The 16266-nt window shown below is 65.1% G+C and carries 17 protein-coding genes; 5 read left to right on the forward strand and 12 right to left on the reverse strand.

Annotation, left to right across the window (positions count from 1 at the left end):
- Nucleotides 1-49: 49 nt before the first annotated feature.
- The gene (mgtA, locus tag ACV1FX_RS12305) at nt 50-2548 is read right to left on the reverse strand and encodes a magnesium-translocating P-type ATPase (RefSeq protein ID WP_473117821.1); all 2499 of its coding nucleotides are present in this window, start codon (nt 2546-2548) and stop codon (nt 50-52) included.
- Between the two features lie 372 nt (nt 2549-2920).
- Here mgtA and ACV1FX_RS12310 point away from each other — a divergent pair, with 372 nt between their 5' ends.
- Nucleotides 2921-4213 (forward strand): adenylosuccinate synthase, encoded by a 1293-nt coding sequence (locus ACV1FX_RS12310; protein ID WP_473117822.1) that lies wholly within the window; start codon nt 2921-2923, stop codon nt 4211-4213.
- A gap of 37 nt (nt 4214-4250) precedes the next feature.
- On the forward strand, nt 4251-5867 hold the full coding sequence (locus ACV1FX_RS12315; RefSeq protein ID WP_473117823.1) for a hypothetical protein: 1617 nt from the start codon (nt 4251-4253) through the stop codon (nt 5865-5867).
- Nucleotides 5868-5932: 65 nt separating this feature from the next.
- Here the strand turns inward: ACV1FX_RS12315 and ACV1FX_RS12320 are convergent, their stop codons facing one another.
- The 4 genes from ACV1FX_RS12320 to ACV1FX_RS12335 form a co-directional block, all read right to left on the reverse strand.
- Nucleotides 5933-7219: a Vgb family protein gene (locus ACV1FX_RS12320; protein WP_473117824.1), complete on the reverse strand. Its 1287-nt coding sequence runs from the start codon at nt 7217-7219 to the stop codon at nt 5933-5935.
- 86 nt (nt 7220-7305) lie between these two features.
- Nucleotides 7306-7578 carry a hypothetical protein gene (locus ACV1FX_RS12325; RefSeq protein WP_473117825.1) on the reverse strand — a complete coding sequence of 91 codons (273 nt, stop codon included), beginning with the start codon at nt 7576-7578 and terminating at the stop codon, nt 7306-7308.
- Nucleotides 7579-7831: 253 nt separating this feature from the next.
- A complete protein-coding gene (locus ACV1FX_RS12330; RefSeq protein WP_473117826.1) occupies nt 7832-8038 on the reverse strand; it encodes a hypothetical protein in 207 nt (68 codons plus the stop codon).
- Nucleotides 8039-8191: 153 nt separating this feature from the next.
- The gene (locus ACV1FX_RS12335) at nt 8192-8437 is read right to left on the reverse strand and encodes a hypothetical protein (protein WP_473117827.1); all 246 of its coding nucleotides are present in this window, start codon (nt 8435-8437) and stop codon (nt 8192-8194) included.
- 150 nt (nt 8438-8587) lie between these two features.
- Between ACV1FX_RS12335 and ACV1FX_RS12340 the strand changes: the two genes are divergently transcribed.
- On the forward strand, nt 8588-9013 hold the full coding sequence (locus ACV1FX_RS12340; RefSeq protein WP_473117828.1) for a DUF5413 family protein: 426 nt from the start codon (nt 8588-8590) through the stop codon (nt 9011-9013).
- A 91-nt stretch (nt 9014-9104) separates the two neighbouring features.
- Complete coding sequence (locus ACV1FX_RS12345) at nt 9105-9647, forward strand: DUF4112 domain-containing protein (RefSeq protein ID WP_473117829.1); 543 nt, start codon at nt 9105-9107, stop codon at nt 9645-9647.
- Between the two features lie 114 nt (nt 9648-9761).
- Here ACV1FX_RS12345 and ACV1FX_RS12350 read toward each other — a convergent pair whose 3' ends face one another.
- The 4 genes from ACV1FX_RS12350 to msrA all read right to left on the reverse strand — a co-directional run bounded on the left by ACV1FX_RS12350 (nt 9762) and on the right by msrA (nt 11627).
- Nucleotides 9762-10049, reverse strand: coding sequence for a hypothetical protein (locus ACV1FX_RS12350; protein WP_027523175.1), 288 nt, complete (start codon nt 10047-10049; stop codon nt 9762-9764).
- A gap of 204 nt (nt 10050-10253) precedes the next feature.
- Nucleotides 10254-10418 (reverse strand): DUF3309 family protein, encoded by a 165-nt coding sequence (locus tag ACV1FX_RS12355; protein WP_080586674.1) that lies wholly within the window; start codon nt 10416-10418, stop codon nt 10254-10256.
- Nucleotides 10419-10523: 105 nt separating this feature from the next.
- A complete protein-coding gene (gene msrB, locus ACV1FX_RS12360; RefSeq protein ID WP_473117830.1) occupies nt 10524-10943 on the reverse strand; it encodes a peptide-methionine (R)-S-oxide reductase MsrB in 420 nt (139 codons plus the stop codon).
- 30 nt (nt 10944-10973) lie between these two features.
- The gene (gene msrA / locus ACV1FX_RS12365; RefSeq protein WP_473117906.1) at nt 10974-11627 is read right to left on the reverse strand and encodes a peptide-methionine (S)-S-oxide reductase MsrA; all 654 of its coding nucleotides are present in this window, start codon (nt 11625-11627) and stop codon (nt 10974-10976) included.
- Between the two features lie 291 nt (nt 11628-11918).
- Here msrA and ACV1FX_RS12370 point away from each other — a divergent pair, with 291 nt between their 5' ends.
- Nucleotides 11919-13604, forward strand: coding sequence for a caspase family protein (locus ACV1FX_RS12370; protein ID WP_473117907.1), 1686 nt, complete (start codon nt 11919-11921; stop codon nt 13602-13604).
- Nucleotides 13605-13825: 221 nt separating this feature from the next.
- On the opposite strand, the gene ACV1FX_RS12375 is transcribed toward ACV1FX_RS12370, so the two are convergent.
- The 3 genes from ACV1FX_RS12375 to ACV1FX_RS12385 form a co-directional block, all read right to left on the reverse strand.
- Nucleotides 13826-14941, reverse strand: a complete 1116-nt coding sequence (locus ACV1FX_RS12375; protein WP_473117831.1) for an ATP-dependent DNA helicase — start codon at nt 14939-14941, stop codon at nt 13826-13828.
- 192 nt (nt 14942-15133) lie between these two features.
- A complete protein-coding gene (locus ACV1FX_RS12380; protein WP_473117832.1) occupies nt 15134-15799 on the reverse strand; it encodes a NapC/NirT family cytochrome c in 666 nt (221 codons plus the stop codon).
- Nucleotides 15796-16266, reverse strand: a complete 471-nt coding sequence (locus ACV1FX_RS12385) for a nitrate reductase cytochrome c-type subunit (protein WP_473117833.1) — start codon at nt 16264-16266, stop codon at nt 15796-15798. Before ACV1FX_RS12385 ends, ACV1FX_RS12380 begins: the two co-directional genes overlap by 4 nt.

The raw sequence follows: 16266 nt of genomic DNA on the forward strand, positions 1-16266 counted from the left end.
GTGACGCATCGCGTCCATGCGCGCCTTCAATGCGGCGGGGAACCGCAATCTAGGTCTTACGCCCCGCTTGGATCGCAAACGGCTTCAACAGTTCGGCACAGGCGAGATAGACGACAACCAGGACTGCGATGCCGGCCAGCATCAGCGGCGGCGGGGCGATGAAGCCGAACCAGGCACCGACCGGCGTAAGCGGCACGACCATCGCGACGATGAGCGCGATCAGCGAGGAAGCCGACAGCACGGGATCGGGCCAGTTGTGCCAGGGGCGACCATTGGTGCGGATGATGAAGATCACGAGGATCTGCGTCGCCATGGATTCGACGAACCATGCGGTGCGGAATTCGTCAGGCGTGGCGCTGAATAGGTAAAGCAGGGCGCCAAAGGTCAGGAAGTCGAACACCGACGACAGCGGCCCCATGATCGCGGCGAAGCGCACGAGGCGCGACATGCTCCACACCTGCGGCTGCGCGGTTGCCTGCGCCGAGACGCGGTCGAAGGGGATGCCGAGCTCGGAGAGATCGTACAGCAGGTTGTTGAGCAGGATCTGCGTCGGCAGCATCGGCAGGAACGGCAGTGCGATGGAGGCGATCGCCATCGACAGCATGTTGCCGAAATTCGAGCTCGCGCCCATGCGGACATATTTGAGAATGTTTGCGAAGGTGCGCCGGCCCTCTTCGACGCCATCGGCGACGACTTCGAGATCCGAGGCGAGCAGGATCATGTCGGCGGCGGCCTGCGCCACGCCGGTGGCGCCTTCGACCGACAGCCCGATATCGGCGGCCTTCAGCGCCGGCGCGTCGTTGATGCCGTCGCCGAGGAAGCCGACGACCTCGCCGCTTGCTTGAAGCGCCTTCACGATGCGCGACTTCTGGTCCGGCGCGAGCCGGCCGAAGGCGTCGGCGGATTGCACCCGCACGGCCAGCGCCTCGTCGCCGAGCTCGGCGATGTCAGGTCCGGAGAGCACGCGCCCGGCGTTCAGCCCGACGAGGCCCGCGAGCCGCTTCACCACCACGGGATCATCACCCGACAGGATTTTCAGCCGGACGCCGCTCGCTGCGAGATCGGCGATAGCCGCGGCGGCGGTCGGCTTCGGCGGATCGGCGAAAGCGCAAAGACCCTCGAAGATGAGGCTGGTCTCGTCCTCGGTCTCCACCTCACGCGTTGCTCCCGTCCACGGGCGTGAGGCGATGGCGACGGTGCGGAGCCCCTCGGTCGCGAGCTGACCTACGCGCGCCATTGCGGCCGCACGCGCGTCGTCGTTGATCGTGCAGAGTTCGAGCACCGATTCCGGCGCGCCCTTGACGATCAGCAGCGCGCCTTCGGGGCCGTTCGCCAGCACCGAGCCCAACCGCCGCGAGAAATCGAACGCCTGGCGGCCCGCGAGTGTCCAGCCTTGCGCAGCGCCCGCGCAGCCTGCGACCAGCGCCGCATCGAGCGAGCCGCGGTCGCCGCCGAGCGCAGCAGCTATGGCGCCGAGCTTTGCGGCGCGCGGATGCTCCTTGCCCTCGGCATCGAGGCTTTTCGCCAACGTGATCTCGGCCGAGGTCAGCGTGCCCGTCTTGTCCGTGCACAGGACGGTCATGGCGCCGAGATCATGGATCGCGGCGAGGCGTTTGACGATCACCTTGCGGCGGGCCATGCGCAGCGCGCCGCGCGACAACGTCACAGTGGTGATCATCGGCAGCAGCTCCGGCGTCAGCCCGACCGCGAGCGCCACCGCAAACAGCAGCGAGTCCAGAACCGGGCGGCCGAACAGCACGCGGATGGTCAGCACGACCACAACCAGCGCCAGCGTCGCGCGCGCGATGACGAGGCCGAATTCGCGCAGGTCGCGCTCGAACGGCGAGGGCACCTGCGCTTCCGTGAGTGCAGAGGCCGCGGCGCCGAACACCGTATCGCGGCCGGTGCGCACCGTGAGCGCGATCGCCTCGCCGGTCTGCGCCACCGCGCCGCGAAACAATGCGTTCGAAGTGCCGTCTTGAGCATCGGCGGCGCCAGCGCGCTTCTGCACCGGATAGGGCTCGCCGGTGAGCGCCGCTTCGCCGGCGGTGAAGGCCGTGCTCTCCAGGATCAGCGCGTCCGCGGGGATGATGTCGCCGGCGCGGATGCGCAGGATGTCGCCGGGCACGACCTGCTCGACGTCGATCTGGCAGAACGCGCCATCGCGCCTGACCTCGGCCTTGAGCGCCACCGAGCGGCGGAGGATTTCGGCGGCCCGGATCGCATGCCCTTCCTGGATGGTGTCGAGCCCGATCGACAGTGTCAGGATCAGCACGATGATCAGGCCGCCGATGTCATCGCCGGTCAGCATCGAGATGATGCCGGCGACCAAGAGGATCAGCGACAAGGGTTCGAAGAGCCGTCGCAGGATCGCACGCATCGCGCCCTCGATGCGCGGCGGCGCGTCGCTGTTGGGGCCGAAGCGGCTGAGCCGCTCGGTGGCATCATGCGCGGTCAATCCCTGCAGGCCGCAGCCGAGCTGCCGGGCGAGCGCGTCGGCTGAAAGGCGCCAGAACTGGCTGGCCCGGTTTCCCGAGGGTTCGGTCACGGCATGTCCGAAAAGGGTCTTGCGACCCGCAGAAGGTAAGGGGTGGAGGTGACAGCCATCCCTTAGGCGACCGGCGAACGGCGTAGTTGATGCGTATCAAATCCACGGTTCCAAAGCTTGCCGGTGCGGCCTCGAACCTTTCCGGATTTTAAGGGGATATCAAAGGCTTGGATCGCGCTTTAGGCCCTGAAAAGGCCCCGTTCTTGCTTGCCTAGAGAGGCTGCTTCCGTTATCCGGTTGGCTGCCTCGCATGCGAGCGGCCACGGCCGTGGATTGGGCTGGGCACAGGCATGATCTTGGGAAAAGTGGACACCGGTTTTCCGCCAGGATCATGCGAACTGAAGAGCAATCTTGCATAGGGAATACCCGCGAATGGCCAATGTTGTCGTCGTCGGCGCCCAGTGGGGCGACGAGGGAAAGGGCAAGATCGTCGACTGGTTGTCGGAGCAGGCCGACATCGTCGTCCGTTTCCAGGGCGGCCATAACGCCGGCCATACGCTGGTCATCAATGGCAAGACCTACAAGCTCGCGCTGCTGCCCTCTGGCGTGCTGCGCGACCAGAAGCTGTCGGTGATCGGCAATGGCGTGGTGTTCGATCCGCAGGCCTTCCTCGACGAGGTCACCAAGCTGCGGGCGCAGGGCGTCGCGGTCAGTCCGGACAATCTTCGCGTGGCCGAGAACGTCACCCTGATCCTGCCGCTGCATCGCGAGCTGGATGCCTTGCGTGAATCCTCCAACGCCGCGACCGCGATCGGCACCACCCGCCGCGGCATCGGTCCCGCCTATGAGGACAAGGTCGGCCGCCGTGCCATCCGCCTGATGGATCTCGCCGACCTCGACACGCTGCCGCACAAGATCGACCGGCTACTGGCGCACCACAACGCCTTGCGCCGCGGCCTCAATCTGCCGGAGTTCGACGGCAAGGCCATCCTCGCCGAGCTCAGCGCGTTGGCGCCGCAGCTTTTGCCCTATGCCGAAACGGTGTGGCGGCTGCTCGACATCAAGCGCCGGGAAGGCAAGCGCATGCTGTTCGAGGGTGCGCAGGGCGCACTGCTCGACGTCGACCACGGCACCTATCCTTACGTCACCTCGTCCAACACCGTGGCGGCGCAGGCCGCGACCGGCGCGGGCCTCGGACCCGGCGCGGTCGGCTACGTGCTTGGCCTGTGCAAGGCCTACACGACCCGCGTCGGCCAGGGGCCGTTCCCGACCGAGCAGGACAACGAGATCGGCCGCAAGATCGGAGAGCGTGGCCGCGAATTCGGCACCAACACCGGCCGCCCGCGCCGCTGCGGCTGGTTCGACGCCGTGCTGGTCCGTCAGGCGGTCAGGACCTGCGGCATCAACGGGCTGGCGCTGACCAAGCTCGACATCCTCGACGGTTTCGATTCGATCGAGGTCTGCACCGGCTATCGGCTGGACGGCAAGGAGATCGACCATTTCCCGGCCGGCGAGGGCGCGCAGGCCCGGGTCGAGCCGATCTACGAGACCATCGAAGGCTGGAAGGAGCCGACCGCGAACGCCCGCTCCTGGGCGGATCTGCCGGCTCAGGCCATCAAATATGTGCGCCGGATCGAGGAACTGGTGGGCTGCCCGGTCGCGCTTCTTTCCACGAGCCCCGAACGTGAAGATACTATTCTGGTGCAAAACCCGTTTGAGGCTTAACGATATCTTACCGGGACAGGCGCATAGTTGAGTTGAAATGGCTGATTACTATCCGCTGATCGCCCGCGCTATTGCCGCCCTGGACCCCAATGCTCCCGGCGAAAGCCGTCGCGCGCTCTATGAACGGGCGCGCACGGCGCTGATCGCGCAGCTCCGCAGTGTGCAGCCGCCGCTCTCCGAATCCGAGATCACCCGCGAGCGGTTGTCGCTCGAAGAGGCCGTCCGCAAGGTCGAGTCTGAAGCAGCCCAGCGTGCCCGTGAGGCCTCGCGTCCCGGCGGCGGCGCCCGCAGTGCGGGCGGTAGCGGCAGTGGCGATGCCTTCCGCCGAGCCAGCGCCCGCGCCGCCGAGGGTGCTCCGCCTGCCGCGCCGCCTTCGGCCTCACCGCCCGCACCGCGGCCCGCGCGTCCTGCCGTGCCGCCGCAGTCGCGCAATGACCGTCCCCCGCTTGGCGGGGACGATCTCGGGGATCGTGACGTCCAGCGTCAGGCTCGTCCTCCGCGTCCGCAGGCACCGCCGCCGCCTCCAATGCCGGAGCCGCCTGCAGCGCGCGATCGTTCCGCATCGCGCCGTCCGCCTGAAGGTCCCCCACCGCCGTCACAGGCGCCGGGCGTTCGCGGCTTTCGCGACATCACCGCGGATGCCGACGACCTCGGCCGCGCCGCGGCGCAGGCCAACCGTGCCGCGCGCCGGACCTACGCCAACGTGCCGTCACCCTCGCCGGAATTCGACCGGCTCGAGCCGAATCTGGAGAACCGCGGCGGCGAGCCGCCGGACGTTCCGTATTCCTATGACGAGTCGGTAGAGGAGGCGGAGCGCTACGCGCCGCGGCCGCAGGCGCCGCGCCCGCACATCCCCGTCCTCGACCGCGACACCAAGAAACGTCGCTCCACCTTCCCGTTCAAGAGTGCGATCGCCGTCGGCATCGTGCTGATCCTGGTCGGTGCCGGCATCCTCTGGGGCAAGCAGGCAGTGCAGATCGTGAGCGGCCTGTTCAAGCCGTCCGCTACGACGCAGGTCGTGGAGGCGCCGAAGGATGCGTCGCAGCCGGCGCCAAAGCCGAAGATCCCGGATCGCGTCGGCCAGCCCTCGTCGACCGAGCAGCCGGCAGCGCCAGTGGCGCAGAAGGTCGTGCTCTATGACGAGGATCCGTCCGATCCCAAGGGCAAGCAATATGTCGGCTCGGTGGTCTGGCGGACCGAGCCGATCAAGGCCTCGGGCAACCAGAAGGCCGACGTCGCCGTACGCGCCGACATCGACATTCCCGACCGCAAGTTCAAGATGACGATGTCGTTCCGCCGCAACACCGATTCATCGCTGCCGGCAAGCCACACCGCGGAGTTGACGTTCATCCTGCCGCCGGACTTTCCCGGTGGCGGCGTGGCCAACGTGCCGGGCATCCTGATGAAGTCGAACGAGCAGGCGCGCGGCACCCCGCTCGCGGGTCTCGCCGTCAAGGTCACCGACGGCTTCTTCCTGGTCGGCCTCTCCAACGTCGATGCCGACCGTGCGCGCAACGTCCAGCTCCTCAAGGAGCGCTCCTGGTTCGACGTGCCGCTGGTCTACACCAACCAGCGCCGCGCCATCATCGCCATCGAGAAGGGCGCTCCCGGCGAGCGCGCGTTCAACGACGCGTTCGCGCAGTGGGGGGACTAAACACGCTTTCATTGCTCTCGTCATTCCGGTGCACGCGAAACGCGAACCTGGAATGACTGAGACCATCAATGCGTGGTCCCGCCGATCTCCACCACCCCCACCTTGTTGACGAGGCTGTTGGCCATCACGGGGTTGCCGTTGCGATCGATGTCCATGTTGCGGACGATGTCGCCGCCGCCGGGGATCGCCCAGCTCTGGAATTTTTCGCTTGCGGGATCGAAGCGGACGATGGTGTTGGGTTTTGCGGCGGACTCGCTATACCAGACCGCACCCTTGGTGAAGACGATGCCGTAGGGCTGTGACTTCGGCCCGCTCGGTGATGCCCATTCCTTCACCGTGCCAGTCGTCGGATCGAGCCGGCCGAGAAAGCCGCGAGCGAAATCGACATACCAGATTGCATCGTCGGGACCGATGGCGAGCCGGCGGGGCCGGGCGGCGGCATCCGGCAACAGATACTCACGGATCTCCATGGTCTTCGAATCGATGGTCGCAATCTTCGGCGCGCCGAACTCGACGAACCACAAGGCGTTCCTCGCGTTCACCACGATGCCGTAGGGCCGCGCATTTGCCGTCGGCGGCGTGACGAGCTTGATCTCGCCGCTTGTCGGATCGAGGCGCCCGACCTTGTTCCCCGCCTGCACGGTGAACCAGATGATGCCATTGTGGTCGAAGACGAGCGTGTGCGGATCCTTGGCCGATGCATCGGGCAGCCGGTACTCCCTGACGTCGCCGGACTTCGGATCGAGCTTGCCGATCAACCCGGCGAAATTGCCGGTGAACCAGATGTTGCCGTCCTTGTCCTCCTTCAGCCCGTGCGGCCCGGTCTGCGGATTGAGCTTGTACTCGCGGATCGCGCCGGTGGCGGGATCGAGGCGGCCGAGCACGTTGGCAAGCTGGCCCGAATACCACAACGATCCGTCGTGGGCGGCCAGCGGATCGTGCGGCCGTGAGCCTTCGGTCGCGACCGGCCACTCCTTGATGTCGATCTGCGTGTCGCCGGCGATCAGCACTGCTGCGGGGCGGGGCCGTTCCGGAAAGCTCTTGATGAGATAGTCGGTGATCCCGGCGGCTTCGTCCGGCGGGATCGGCGCGCCAAAATTCTGCATCATGCGGATCACGGTGTGCCAGCCTTCGGGCGTGTAGCCTGCCGTCAGCCGGCCGATATCGTGGCAGGAGCCGCAGATGCCGACCACGGTGCTCTTGCCGGGGCCATCCGGAAAGTTGACGCCGACCTGCTGGGCGGGCGCCGCGCAAGGCATCAGCGCCAGCAGGGCGGCTGCGCTCGCCGGGATAACGGATTGCCGCTGGCCACCCGCGATCTTCGCAAAAATCCTCGCCAAAATCGTCGCCATGTCTGTTGCTCCAGCTCTTTTGGCCGGGCCTCAGCATAGCGTCGATCGCGGCAGGATGCCGCTCAACTTGCAGTGCGCGCGAGCGATCAGTTCGCGGCGGCTTCCCGCTTGCGCGCGGCAGCGGCCTCGCGATCCATCACAGCACGGCAGCCGGGGCTGACATGGTGCCGGTTGCGGACCATGCAGGCAGTGACCCGCGAGATGTCGGGGATTTCGCTGGCGCACAACCGCATGGCGTCGCCGGTGCACATCTGTTGCGCCTCGGATGAGAAGGCGAGGCTGGGTGAGGCATGAAGCACGGCGGCAGTTGCGGCAATGGCGGCGAGAGTGGCGATCTTCCCGGTACTGTGGCTAGACATGTGAGATGCATCCCCAAGGATTTTGCGGTGTTGGCCGCTTGTGTATTGGAGGCGCCGCACGCGGCTTGCGCTGCCGCACGTCAGATCCGTCACGCGAGGAGATGCCCCCGGTGTGGTTGCTCGATTACGCTTGAGATTTCGAATCGAAAGTGCTGCGCCGCCCCGATTCAATTATGCGCGAATGCCGCGAAGCTTCAATGCTTCGTGTGAACGATTTCACGATTGTTGCGCGTTCGTCACGGCAAGCGTCGCCTCACGCGCGCGTCGAGGGCGCAGCAGCGAGAGCCGCGGCATGCTCCTCGATCGCCGTGACGCCTTTGGACGTCAGCTCGAAGAGGTCTCCGTCCTTCACGACATAGCCTTCGATGATGAGTTCCTCGACCTCGCCATGGCGGTCGTCGGCGAAGGCAATGGACTGGCTGATGTCCTTGAGGATCGCGAGCTGTTCATCGCGCAGCATGGTGACATCTCCGACGCAAAGAGCGATGAGTCAGGGTGAACGGTCATCGCGCTTTAGTTCTTGTTTGCGCATGATCTTTTCGGAAAACCGCTTCGCACTTTGCGCTAACGCGGCCCTCCGGGTCCGGATCATGCTTGCGGCGCCGCAAGCGCCTCACATGCCGTGGCTCTCGAACACCTTCCGGCAGGAGCGCGAGAGCCGGGCCCGGTTGGCCTGGAGGCAGGACTGAACCGCGCCATCATTGCCGAGATCCTTGCGACACAGGCGCTCGGCGTCGCGTGAGCAGGCCTGCTGCTCCGACTGGGTTCCGGCATGGCCTTGTGCAAACGCCGGCAGGCTTGCGAGGCCGGATGCGGTGAGTGTGATCGTCGTCAGGAAAAGGGTCGTCGTCCAACGCATGGCCAAATCCAATCTCCGGAAAGGGATGACGCGAGAGCCGTTCACAGAACCCTTCGGCCTGCCACTTGTTCCCCGGCCGCCCCGACCCGGCTATCCAAGCTTCTCAAGGCGCTGCTATAACGGGGCGGGTCTCGAGGTGAGGGGTGCTTGATGAAACGCTATCTGGTTTTTGCGCTGGTGGGCCCGTTTGTCGGTGGATTCCTGCTGTTGCTGACGACGACCTACCAGTCCGGCTATTGGGCCCAGACCAATTTGAGCGAGGTCGGCAAGCTGTTCGTGGTGTTCTTCAAGACCCTGCAATACAGCTATCTGTTCGGTTTCCTGCCGTCGCTGATGATCGGTGCGGTCGACGACATCCTGTTTCATGTCAGGCGTATCGGGCCGGTACTGCGGATGCTGCTGGTCGGCCTGTTCGCGTTCATTCTCGCCGCCATCACCTATGGCTCGCGCGGGGCGGATTCCGGTGCGGTGCAGTGGGTTCTCTATGGCCTCGTCGGTTTCGTGCCGAGCGTGATTTCGTCCTGGCTCGTGCATAAATATGTCGAGGAGCCGCAAGCGGCTCCGGCGCCGACCTGAGGGCAGGGGCGGCGTTTGGGCGCGGCGCAGCAACCGAAGCGGCGCGTACGCGTTTGCTCCAGGCCTTGCCCCATGCGATGACGATCGACAAATGACGATGTCTGACGACGATATTCTTGCAACGCGGCGTCCCGGTTCGGGGAGGACCTCGCGCGCGGCCTTCTCGGGCGATGAGGCGCGCGGACCGATCATCGACCAGGACGGCCGCGAGATCCGTCCCGAGACGCTTGGAGAGGGTTTTCGCGAATTCGGTTTCGAGTTCGGTGGCGCCAACCCTTTCGGCAAGCTGACGCGCGAGCAGCGGCTGGCGCGGCTCGAGGCGATCGCAAAGCTGCTCGACGTCGCCTTCATCCTGCCCGGCACGAACATCCGATACGGTATCGACGGCCTGATCGGCCTCATCCCCGTCATCGGCGACATCATCACCACAGCGATCTCATTGTGGCTGGTGCGCGAGGCCCGCGCGCTGGGCGCGCCCTGGTACATCACGGCGCGCATGCTGGGCAATGTCGCAGTCGACGGCGTGGTCGGCATGGTGCCGTTCGCAGGCGATGCCTTCGACGTCATGTTCCGCGCCAACATGCGCAACGTGCGCCTGTTGCGCCGCTGGCTGGACAAGCAGCCGCGCTTGTGAGGCTCGTCTCTTCGCCTCTCCCCCGTAAGAACGGGGAGAGGGAGAGATCAAAAGCGAAAAGCGCGGTAGCCTTTCGGCTACCGCGCTCATTGCGCATCGGAGGATGAAAAGAGCTTACGCCGCGTCGGCGTCGGTGTTCGCGGCCGGCTTGCGGCGGCGCGGCAGCGGGAATGCTTCGCTTTCATAGAGCGAGCGAATGCCGTTCTGGTCGAAGCGAGCTTCCTCGACCTGGAGGTACGCGCCGTTCAGCGAGTCCGTCGGCAATTCCTCGATCGCGAAGCGCACGGCTTCGGCCGCGGTGCCGAACCGCCGATAGGTGAAGCCCGCACGCTTCTTCTTGCGGATCGCGGCGGGGAAAAGTTCGGCGGAGGTATTGAAGTTGAACGGACGCAGTGGACGCATGGTCAAAGACCTCGTGATCTTCTTCGGTTTCAGGCGCGTGTGGGGTTTTTTGAGCGAGGGCCGCAACCGGGCGGCCATGTCCTTTTCGCCCTCTAATATAGGCCGATTTGACAAAAATGCGACCCCTGCGAACGGAGATGATGAATCCGCGCATGGCAGCCCCGCAATGGAAATAAGTTTAGTTAATTCAATGCCTTGCGTGGTTTACAGCTTGCCAAGAAGCAGCAGCACGATCAGCACGACCAGGACCACGCCGCCGATCCCCATGCCCGAATGGCCCATGCCATAGCCATAGCCGCCGAACCGGCCGGACATGCCGCCCAGGAGGTAGATGATCACGAGAATGATCAGGATGGTTCCGAGGGTCATGGCGTCCTCCCTGACGGTCGGCCGGAATGCGCCCTCCGGCCGCACCGTCAGGAGAGAAAAGCACATCCGGCTGCCGGGTTCCACACCGGAACCCGGCACTTGCCATCATCTCGGCTTGAGCTTCAGCGCGGCCGAATTGATGCAGTAGCGCAGCCCCGTCGGCGCCGGGCCGTCGGGGAAGACATGGCCGAGGTGGCCGCTGCACTTTGAACACAGCACTTCGGTGCGGATCATTCCGTGGCTTTGGTCCGTCTCCTCGTCGATATGGCTCTCGACCGCCGGCTGCGTGAAGCTGGGCCAGCCGCAGCCGGAATCGAACTTGGCGTCGGATTCGAACAGCACGTTGCCGCAGCCGGCGCAGACGTAAGTGCCGGCGCGGTGGTCGTGCTCATACTCGCCCGAGAAGGGACGTTCGGTCGCCTTCTCGCGGAGCACCGCATATTGCATCGGCGTCAGTTCGCGCCGCCACTGCTCCTCGCTCTTGGTGACCTTGGTTTCGTTGGTTGGTGACTTGGTGTCGGGCATGGATCTCCCGCTCAGCTGGTGACTTTGCGATCAGTTGGTGACCTTGCTGGCGCTGACCAGCGTCGGCTTCTCGATATAGTTATCCGCGAACAGCTTTTTCAGGTTCTCGACCTTCGGGATGTCGTTGTAGGCGATGTAGGGCTGGTTCGGGTGCAGCGTCAGATAGTCCTGGTGATAGCCTTCCGCCGGATAGAACGCATCCAGCGCGCCGACCTTGGTCACGATCGGCTTGCTGAAGACCTTGGCGGCGTTGAGCTGCGCGATATAGCTGTCCGCAATTTTCTTCTGCTCGTCGGAGGTGGTGAAGATCGCCGAGCGATACTGCGTTCCGGTGTCGGGACCCTGGCGGTTGAGCTGGGTCGGATCGTGCACGACCGAGAAGAAGATCTGGAGGATCTTGCCGTAGGAGATCTTCTTCGGATCGTATTTGATCTCGACCGACTCCGCGTGGCCCGTCGTGCCCGACGAGACAGTGTGATAGTCGGCCGTCGCCTTGGTGCCGCCGGCATAGCCGGAGACCGCGTTGACGACGCCGGCGGTGTGCTGGAACACACCCTGCACGCCCCAGAAGCAGCCGCCGGCGACGACCGCGGTCTGGATGCCGGTCGCGGGCGCAGCGTCGACGGTGGGAGCGGGGATCACCACCGCATCTTCCGCAGCCCATGAGGGCGCAGCGAAGGCCATCGCCAGCGCGGCGGTGGCGGCGAGGAGAGGGAGGGAATGTCGGCTCATGGCGGATCCTCGTTCGGTCGGTGCGACAGTCTAGGGTGGTTGGGGCCGGGCGAACAGCCCGGCCGACGCCCGCATTCGGGTCTGGTCAAGATACGAGCCTGCAGGCCGGATGTTACGCGCTGCCAGACACGTGCCCGTGAAGAAAGCATGCCGGCGCTGCCGGAACCGAAAATCGGGCCGGGATGAACCCCTGCCCTGGAGTGCCGACATAGAATGAGTGGCGCTGGAGCTTGTTCGACGAAAATGCTGCGCGTGGTCTCCCTGATCCTTCTCGTCCTGCTGTCATCTGCTCCAGCCGTCCTGGCCGACCCCCAGCTTGGCGATGATCTCGAGACTTGCCGCGAACGCAAGCTCGATTTGCCGGCGCGGTTCGCGGCCTGCGAAAATCTGCTCGGCTCGGATCGCGTGACCGGCAAGGACAAGTCAGTTGCGCTGACCGTGCGAGGCTTCTCGCTACTGAACAAACGCGACTTCGACCATGCCCTCGACGCGTTCGCCGCGGCGCGCGACGCCGATGGCGACAACATGGTCGCGCTCGACGGCCAGGCCCAGGCCCACCAGCGCAAGGGCCAGGACGATCTGGCGATGGCTGACTACAACCTCGCCCTGCAGAAGCGTCCAAATTATGGTGGCGCCTATAACGACCGAGGCACCCTGTACCTGCGCAAGGGCGCGCTCCAGAGCGCGCTCGACGATTTCAATCTCGCCATCAAATACACGCCCAATCTGCTGGTCGGTCACACCAACCGCGCGCGGACGCGGACCTTCATGAAGAATTATGAGGGCGCGCTCGCCGACTTTGCCGACGCGCTGAAGATCGATCCGAACGCGCTGCAGATTCCCAATCATCGCTGCGTGACCTTTGCCGCGATGCGGCGCTTCGATGAGGCGCTCGCCGACTGCAACAGCATTCTGGGGAAGCAGCCGAAGAACCAGTATGCGCTCGCCAACCGCGCCGATGCCTACCTCGCCAAGGGCGACCTCGATTCCGCGCTGAACGACTACAACGCTATCCTCGAGATGAATCCGAACAACGTCCGCGCCCATGCCGGTCGCGGCCAGGTGTTCGAGCGCAAGCAGGACCTCGCGCAGGCGCGCGCCGATTATCGCGCCGCCGCTTTCGCGCTGACCCCGTTCGACGAGATCGACGTCGCGATGGCGCGCACCGGCGCGCGAAGCCGCCTGGCCGTGCTCGAGTCCAAGACGCCTTCGACACGCTCGACGCTGCGCCGTGTGGCGCTGGTGATCGGCAACGGCGCCTACCGCAACGTCCATGCGCTCGCCAATCCGCCGCGTGATGCCAAGCTGATCGCCGGCGCGCTGCGCGACGTCGGCTTCCAGACCGTCACGATCTCGAACGATCTGACCCGGGACCAGTTCTTCGAGACGCTGCGCGGCTTCGCGGCAGATGCGGAGAAGGCGGATTGGGCCGTGGTCTATTATGCCGGCCATGGCTTCGAGATCGGTGGCGTGAACTACCTCGTGCCGGTCGATGCAAAGCTCGCGATCGACAAGGACGCGGAGACCGAAGCCGTGGCGCTGGAGCAGGTGATCGCTGCGGTCGGCGGCGCGCACAAGCTGAGGCTCGTGATCCTCGATGCCTGTCGCGATAATCCCTTTGCGCCGACCATGCAGCACACGCTGGCGCTCAAGCTGGTCGACAAGGGATTTTCCAACATTGAGCCCAGTGTCGGTTTCATGGTGGTCTACGCCGCCAAGCATGGCGAGACCGCGATGGATGGCGACGGCAACGACAGCCCGTTCGCGCTCGCGCTCGCCCGCGACGTACGGCAACCGAACGTCGAGGTCCGCAAGCTCTTCGACATCGTCCGCGACGACGTCTGGCTCCAGACCAGGCACGTGCAGCAGCCCTTCACCTACGGCTCGCCGCCAGGCAGCGAGGATTTTTATTTTGTCGCGGGGAAGTGACGGTGGCCGATGGGACGAGGCATCGGTCCCAAATTCGATGTCGTCCCGGCGAAGGCCGGGACCCATAACCCCAGGGAGCAGTTGCGGCGCGAGCTGGTGGTTACGAGTCTTCGCCAAATCCAATCCTGTGGTTATGGGTCCCGGGCTCGCGCTTCGCGCGCCCCGGGACGACGAGTGGAGGTCGACGCTGGGACGTTACCACAAACTCCCTCATCAAACGATCAAACCACCACGCTGAGCCTTTTCGCCGCCCTCGTGATCCCCGTGTACAGCCACCTTGCGCGGCTGTCCTGGAACGCAAAGCTCTCGTCGAACAGCACGACATCGTCCCATTGCGAGCCCTGCGACTTGTGCACGGTCAGCACATAGCCGTAGTCGAACTCGTCATAGGGCTTGCGTTGCTCCCAGGCGATCTGCTCGATGCCGCCCTCGAAGCAATCGGCGCGCACCGAGACCTTCGTGACCTTGTGGCCGAAATCCTCGTCCGGCGACAGCCGCATGCTGAGAATGCGCGACTTCGAGCGCGAGGTGTTGCGCGACTTGACGCGCCAGAGGCCGCCGTTGAACAGGCCTTTCTTGCGGTTGTTGCGCAGGCACACCAGCTTGTCGCCGGCGACCGGAAACTGGTCCTCGATATTCTGGCGCTGGCGCACGCGCATGTTGTAGGCGCGGCGGGTGTTGTTGCGGCCGACCAGGATCTGGTCGGCGCTCATGACGCGGTCGGGATCGAGCTCCTTGCGCGACACCACCTCGCTCTCGCCGTAGCGGCCGATCTCGAGCTCGCGGCCCTCGCGGATGTCCATCGACATCCGTACGATCGGATCGTCCTGCGCCTGGCGATGCACCTCGGTGAGCATCGCGTCGGGCTCGGTATTGGTGAAGAAGCCGCCGCCCTGGATCGGCGGCAACTGTGCGGGGTCACCGAGCACGAGCAGCGGGCAGTCGAACGACATCAGATCGCGGCCGAGTTCGGCATCGACCATCGAGCATTCGTCGATCACGATGAGCTTCGCCTTCGAGGCCGGTGCATCGTCCCACAGCTCGAAGCTCGGCTGCTCCTCGCCGGATTCGCGGGCGCGGTAGATCAGCGAATGGATGGTGGAGGCGTTGTCGCAACCCTTGTTGCGCATGACCAGAGCTGCCTTGCCGGTGAAGGCGGCGAACTTGACCTCGCCGTCGACCCCGTCGGCGATGTGCCGCGCCAGGGTGGTCTTGCCGGTTCCGGCAAAGCCGAACAGGCGGAAGATCGGCGGTGTGCCGCCTCGGCCGGGCTTTGCCTTGAGCCAGTCGGCAACGGCGTTGAGGGCGGCATCCTGATGCGGGGTAAATGTCGGCATTTGCGTCTTGAGGGAAGGCGAAAACGATCGATTCGCCCGTCCCCAAAACTAACCATTCTCCCCGCCGGTTCAAGCGGGAGCGCATGATCCGGAAAAGTGGGCAGCCGTTTTCCCTCGCGACAAGCGCGGAACGCGTTTGCGCGGAGATCATGCTCAAACAACAACTAAAGCGCGATGACATCGCGCTTTGCCCTATTGCCAGCCGAGAACGCCGCGCATGTCGGGCAGGTGGTGGGCGATGCCCTTGTGGCAGTCGATGCAGGTCTTCTCGCCGGTGAAAAGGAAGCGTTGATGCGCGACGGAGGCCCGCGGCGACTGCTTGGTGATGTCCATGGAATCGGCGCTGTGGCAGTTGCGGCATTCCAGGGAGTCATTGGCCTTGAAGCGAGCCCATTCGTGAGCTGCCAGCTCGAGCCTGCGGTCGGTGAATTTCTCGCGGGTGTCGATCGTGCCGAAAATCTTGCCCCAGACCTCCTTGGAGGCCTGCATCTTGCGCGCGATCTTGTCGGTCCAATTATGCGGGACGTGGCAGTCCGGGCACGTCGCGCGCACGCCGGAGCGGTTGCTGAAGTGGATCGTCGATTTCAGCTCGGCGAACACGTTGTCCTTCATCTCGTGGCAGCTCGTGCAGAACTTCTCCGTGTTGGTCAGTTCCAGCGCGGTGTTGAAGCCGCCCCAGAAGATCACGCCGGCCACGAAGCCCGCGAGCACGAGCGTGCCCAATGCGAACACCGTGCTCGGCCGCGTCAGCACGCCCCACAGCTCGAGGGCGAAATCCCAGCTTCGCGCGAGAAAGCCGCGCTTGGTCTTCGGATCTGCGTTGGGGTCTACGTTGGGATCGTCGGCGGTTGTCGTCATCTGCGGCCACCCGGGCTTGAACGCGAGAGCAGCGTGTCGATGTCGGTGAAGTCGTTGCTGACGGGCGGCATGGCGGAGTTCTGCGGCACGTGGCATTCCGTGCAGAAGAAGCGCCGCGGCGAGATCGAGGCCAGGAACTGGCCGTCACGATCCATGAAATGCGTGATCGAGACCATCGGTGCCTGTGATTCCGCCGTGCGCGAGCGTGCATGGCAGGACAGGCACTTGTTGCTGTTGAGGTCGATCTGGTAGCCGTCGATCGAATGCGGGATCACCGGCGGCTGTTCCGGATAGTTGCGCGCCTCCCTCTCGGAGGTGTTGCGGTTCGGCAGCATCGGCGGCGCCGGCCCTTCGTCGTTGAGCGGGGTCGGCCCGCGAAGGCCCGAGGTCACCGTTTGCGCGGTCAGCGAGCTCGCGCCCGCGGCAATGACGAGCGCCAGAAGGACGATTCCGGATCGTTTCATCAT

The organism is Bradyrhizobium ingae (assembly GCF_055791185.1).

What these genes read in the sequence shown, in the direction of transcription:
- ACV1FX_RS12310 (WP_473117822.1), top strand. Translation starts at nt 2,921, where the DNA reads ATGGCCAATGTTGTCGTCGTCGGCGCCCAGTGGGGCGACGAGGGAAAG.
- ACV1FX_RS12315 (WP_473117823.1), top strand. Translation starts at nt 4,251, where the DNA reads ATGGCTGATTACTATCCGCTGATCGCCCGCGCTATTGCCGCCCTGGAC.
- ACV1FX_RS12330 (WP_473117826.1), bottom strand. Translation starts at nt 8,038, where the DNA reads ATGCTGCGCGATGAACAGCTCGCGATCCTCAAGGACATCAGCCAGTCC.
- ACV1FX_RS12350 (WP_027523175.1), bottom strand. Translation starts at nt 10,049, where the DNA reads ATGCGTCCACTGCGTCCGTTCAACTTCAATACCTCCGCCGAACTTTTC.
- ACV1FX_RS12325 (WP_473117825.1), bottom strand. Translation starts at nt 7,578, where the DNA reads ATGTCTAGCCACAGTACCGGGAAGATCGCCACTCTCGCCGCCATTGCC.
- ACV1FX_RS12340 (WP_473117828.1), top strand. Translation starts at nt 8,588, where the DNA reads ATGAAACGCTATCTGGTTTTTGCGCTGGTGGGCCCGTTTGTCGGTGGA.
- ACV1FX_RS12335 (WP_473117827.1), bottom strand. Translation starts at nt 8,437, where the DNA reads ATGCGTTGGACGACGACCCTTTTCCTGACGACGATCACACTCACCGCA.
- ACV1FX_RS12375 (WP_473117831.1), bottom strand. Translation starts at nt 14,941, where the DNA reads ATGCCGACATTTACCCCGCATCAGGATGCCGCCCTCAACGCCGTTGCC.
- ACV1FX_RS12320 (WP_473117824.1), bottom strand. Translation starts at nt 7,219, where the DNA reads ATGGCGACGATTTTGGCGAGGATTTTTGCGAAGATCGCGGGTGGCCAG.
- ACV1FX_RS12370 (WP_473117907.1), top strand. Translation starts at nt 11,919, where the DNA reads ATGCTGCGCGTGGTCTCCCTGATCCTTCTCGTCCTGCTGTCATCTGCT.
- ACV1FX_RS12380 (WP_473117832.1), bottom strand. Translation starts at nt 15,799, where the DNA reads ATGACGACAACCGCCGACGATCCCAACGTAGACCCCAACGCAGATCCG.
- msrB (WP_473117830.1), bottom strand. Translation starts at nt 10,943, where the DNA reads ATGCCCGACACCAAGTCACCAACCAACGAAACCAAGGTCACCAAGAGC.
- ACV1FX_RS12345 (WP_473117829.1), top strand. Translation starts at nt 9,105, where the DNA reads ATGACGATGTCTGACGACGATATTCTTGCAACGCGGCGTCCCGGTTCG.
- msrA (WP_473117906.1), bottom strand. Translation starts at nt 11,627, where the DNA reads ATGGCCTTCGCTGCGCCCTCATGGGCTGCGGAAGATGCGGTGGTGATC.
- ACV1FX_RS12385 (WP_473117833.1), bottom strand. Translation starts at nt 16,266, where the DNA reads ATGATGAAACGATCCGGAATCGTCCTTCTGGCGCTCGTCATTGCCGCG.
- ACV1FX_RS12355 (WP_080586674.1), bottom strand. Translation starts at nt 10,418, where the DNA reads ATGACCCTCGGAACCATCCTGATCATTCTCGTGATCATCTACCTCCTG.